We start from the raw sequence: 3,853 nt of genomic DNA, 5'->3' as shown, positions 1-3,853 counted from the left end.
CGGCGCCAACTCCCTGCTCATGGCCAACTTCTCCGCCGCCGTCCGGAAACACACCGGCCTGCCCCCGGTGGCCATGCAGGATATCTACCAGAATCCGGATATCCGCCGCCTGGCAGCGGTGCTGGACGCCGCAGAGGCGACAGACGGCGACACGGCCCGGGAGGGCGGCATGGCAGGCACCGGGATGCCGGCGCCGCATCATGCCACGACCTTCCAGTACGTGGCGTGCGGGGTGGCCCAGCTGCTGATGCTCCTGGCCTATGCGTACATGGCCGCAGAGCTGCTGCTCGTCGGTTTCTCATGGGTAACCGGGGCCAGGGGGTGGGTGGAAACCTGGGAGCGGTTCGTGGCCTACGAACTGGCCCTGTTCTTTGCCCTGGGCACACTCCCGATTCTGCTCAAGTGGATCCTCATCGGCCGCTGGAAGGCGCAGGAGATCCCTGCCTGGACCCTCAGGTATGTCCGCTTCTGGTTCGTCAAGACCCTGCTGGCGGCCAGCCCGTTCCAAACCCTGGCCGCCACCCCGCTGTACTCCGTCTATCTGCGGGCCCTGGGCGCGAACGTCGGCAGGCGCGTCACGTTCCTGTCTCCGGCAGCGGCCGTGTGCGCCGACCTGTTCACCATCGGTGACGACTCCATCGTGCGCAAAGGCGTGGGCATCCGGTGCTATCGGGCGCACGGCGGGCGGATCCAGACCGGCCCGGTGACGGTGGGCCGGGATGTCTTCATCGGCGAGCGGACCATCCTGGACATCCACACCTCCATCGGCGACGGCGCGCAGCTGGGGCACTCCTCCGCGCTGCACCGGGGCCAGCATGTTCCGGCCGGCCAGAGCTGGCACGGCTCTCCCGCCCGGCCGGCAACCACGAACTACCGGGTGGTCGAACCGGTGCCGTGCACCACGGGACGGCGCATCACCTACAGCTTCTGGGTGGTGTTCAACCGGCTGTTCATCATGATCCCGATCGGATTCGCGGTCCTGGCCGGGCTCCTGTCGGTCTACTTGGACTCCGGACACCTGGACCACGGCAGGCCCGCGTTCTACCTGGACGCCCTGTTGGTCTCCCTGTTCCTGTTCTACGGCGGGCTGCTCCTGGGACTGGTGGCGGTGGTGACCGTTCCCCGGATCCTGAACCTGTTCCTCACGCCCGGCAGGGTGTACCCGCTCTACGGCATCCACTACGCCCTGCACCGGACCGTCGCACGGCTGACGAATGTGGGAGTCTACATGGAGATCACCGGGGACAGTTCCCTGGTGGTGCACTACCTGAAGATCCTCGGCTACAAGCAGCCGGGCCTGGTGCAGACCGGCTCCAACTTCGGTCCGGCGCTCTCCCACGACAGCCCGTACCTGACCACCATCGGCTCCGGGACCATGGTCTCGGACGGGCTGGCGATCATGAACGCGGACTATTCCAGTTCGTCCTTCCGGCTCAGCCCCGTCAGCATCGGGGCCAGGAACTTCTTCGGCAACGACATCGGCTACCCCGCCGGCGCCCGCACCGGGGACAACGTCCTCTTCGGCACCAAGGTCATGGTCCCCATCGACGGCCCGGTCCGGGAAAACACCGGCCTGCTCGGCTCCCCGCCCTTCGAGATCCCCCGCTCGGTGGAACGCGACAGCGCGTTTGAGGACATGAACAGTGATGAGGAGAGGAAGCGCCGGCTGCCGGCCAAGAACCGGCACAACGCCGTGACCCTGGCCATCTACCTTAATATCACCTGGTTCCTGGTCTACATCGGGCTGCTGCTGGCCTCGGCCGCCGCCGACTACTTCCGCGTCCTGGGAGCGCTTGCCCTCCTGGCCCCGGCCCTGGTCTTCCTGGTCTTCGCCACGGCGGTTTCCATCCTCGCCGAACGCGCCGCCGCCGGCTTCAGGCGGCTGACTCCGACATTCTGCTCCATCTACGACATCCGCTTCTGGCGGCACGAGCGCCTCTGGAAGCTCCTGGGCGGGGCGGCCTACAGCGGGACCCCGTTCAAGCCCGTCCTCTGGCGGCTGTACGGTGTCCGGGTCGGGAAGAAGATGTTCGACGACGGGATCGCCATTCCCGAGAAGACCATCGTCACCATCGGCGACCATGCCACCCTGAACGCCGGCAGCATCCTGCAGTGCCACTCCATGGAGGACGGCGCCTTCAAGCTGGACGGCATCATCGTCGGCAATGACGTGACCATCGGCACCGGCGCGTTTGTCCACTACGGGGTCAGGATGGAGGACGGCTCCGAGCTGGAAGCGGATTCCTTCCTCATGAAGGGCACCGAGGTGCCGGCGGGGGCACGGTACGGCGGCAACCCGGCACGCCAGCTGCACATACCGGCATCCGCTGCCTCCGCCCCCGGCGCGCAGGCGCTGAATGAATCGGCGGCACTGTAGCACGGTCCTGCCGGACTGTGCCCGGACCTGCCGGACAACGTCTCCGCACGGCGGCAAAAGTACAAGCGGGAACCTGCCGTGATGGGGACCGGCCCGGGCCGGAGGAGGCTTTCTAGCAGCCCTGGCGGATGACGGATACCTCAGACGCCGACAGATGCACCAAGGTCGAGGTCACATTGTTGGCCCTGGTTTTCTCCACCAGCGCACGTCCCGGATCGGCTTCCGCCTCAACACAAAAGTTTCCCGGCAGCCGCAGGCCTGCCAGGTCGATCAGCTGGCCTTCAAGGTACCAGTCGTAAACATCGACCCACCCCTCGGTGAGCCCCTGCCGGACCTCAAGCGCCTCGTCCTCCTCGTCCTCCCCGCAGGTGAATTCATCATCGTCGTATCTGGAGGACATGCCGCCAAGATTGCCGTCATCACGCAGGCAGAACCCTTCCTTGTGGGACACCCGCCAGCTGGTTCCCTGCTCGGGTCGCAGCCGGTAGCGTTCGAAATCCTTGACGTGGAAGTGGTCATGCCCGTCCACCGATTCGTACCGCATGACGGCCCGGGTCTTGACGGTCCGCTGGCCGCCGCCGGCCTGGAGAATGCTCTGGCGGACTTGGAGGTCCGGTTCCATCACGCTGGTGCGGACGCCGGTGATATCCAGGGGGCCGTCTCCGCCGTTGGCTACGTCCGCGCCGAAGCGCAGAACCTTGTGTTTGCCTTCGTAGGCGACGTGGAAGGCCTCCAGCGGCAGCATGACCAAGTCGGGCAGACGGTCGCCGGAGGCACCGGAAGCCGCGGAGGGCTTGTTCTGGCCTGGTTCCAAGGCCGGTGGAGCGGCCGCTGCATTCGCGGGATCTGCGGGAGGCCCGGCCTGGGGGCCGCATGAGCAGACCGCGGCCACAACGGCCGCTGCCAAAAAGCCTTGCCAGGAACGAGCTGAGGTCGCCAAGGTGAACCCCCCCGGAAAACGCGCCCCGGCGCCCCGGCCCGGTACGGGTTGAAGGCGCCTTGTTCTGAAAACGTTAGTCACGGCCGTACCGCATGTAAAGCTTTCATCGGCGCTGTTTTACGTCGCCGTGGTGGCCGGGATGCATCCGGCACCCGGCCCGGCGGCAGGAAACTCTCGTTGCCGGACAGGGGAGCTTCGATTTGATCCCGTCCGGCGGGTGACAGGCATGGCCGGCGGCTTCACGCCCGACGGGATGACCGCGGTTGTGCACCCAACGTCAACGGCACGTCGCTCAAAGCCAAGACCTTTGGCCGCCGGCGCGGGCAGAGTGGTGGCAGTACCACCGCAGCCGACGTTCAAGGAGAGGGACCATGACCGCCGAATCCACCATCCAGGGCACGTTCACCGACGCCGCCGGGCTGCTCGAGGCCATCCAGCCCGCCGCCGGGGGTAGGGAGATCAGGGACCCGGCCACCGGCGAAACCGTCGGCCGGGTGGCCGAACCGGGCGCGGCCGAGCTCGACGCCGCCGTCGCC

At 67.0% G+C, this 3,853-nt stretch carries 2 protein-coding genes; one reads left to right on the top strand and one right to left on the bottom strand.

Annotated features, from left to right (window positions below; all coding sequences use genetic code 11):
* Nucleotides 1-2,377: Pls/PosA family non-ribosomal peptide synthetase (locus ACFQ36_RS21295; RefSeq protein WP_377017313.1), on the top strand; the 2,377-nt coding region annotated here is incomplete at its 5' end.
* 112 nt (nucleotides 2,378-2,489) lie between these two features.
* Here ACFQ36_RS21295 and ACFQ36_RS21290 read toward each other — a convergent pair.
* Nucleotides 2,490-3,122, bottom strand: coding sequence for a lysyl oxidase family protein (locus ACFQ36_RS21290; RefSeq protein WP_377017311.1), 633 nt, complete (start codon nucleotides 3,120-3,122; stop codon nucleotides 2,490-2,492).
* Nucleotides 3,123-3,853 lie beyond the last annotated feature (731 nt).

It is taken from the genome of Arthrobacter sp. GCM10027362, assembly GCF_042679445.1.
Lineage (GTDB): Bacteria > Actinomycetota > Actinomycetes > Actinomycetales > Micrococcaceae > Crystallibacter.
Note: the sequence above shows the minus strand (reverse complement) of the source record. Positions and strands in the feature narration are given on the sequence as shown.